This is a genomic window from Pseudomonas sp. HY7a-MNA-CIBAN-0227 (genome assembly GCF_040310325.1).
Taxonomy (GTDB): domain Bacteria; phylum Pseudomonadota; class Gammaproteobacteria; order Pseudomonadales; family Pseudomonadaceae; genus Aquipseudomonas.
Window position 1 is genome coordinate 1 of sequence record NZ_JBEOPT010000122.1, and the last position, 275, is coordinate 275.

General features: G+C 64.0%; 1 protein-coding gene. It reads left to right on the top strand.

Annotation, left to right across the window (positions count from 1 at the left end; genetic code table 11):
- On the top strand, positions 1–275 hold a 275-nt coding region (locus tag AAEZ06_RS27245), incomplete at both ends, for a M3 family metallopeptidase (protein WP_350617210.1).

The window sequence follows — 275 nt, forward strand, 5'->3', positions numbered from 1 at the left end:
GGCCAACGCTGAAGTGGGGTACTTGCAGTGGCCTGATGGCGCCCGCCCGATCAACCGCTTCGAACAACCGATGGGGAGCTATGGGGCCAAACTGTATTCCTACCCGTGGTCCGGTGTGCTGGCCCGCCAGGCTTTTGAGCGGTTCGAGCGCGATGGCCTGTTCAACCCAGAGACCGGCAAAGCCTTCCGGGACGCTTTTATCACTGAGGGGGATACCGGGACGCTGCTGCGCTCACTTGCGCTGTTCCGGGGGGACGGCAAGCGATGCGCCGAGC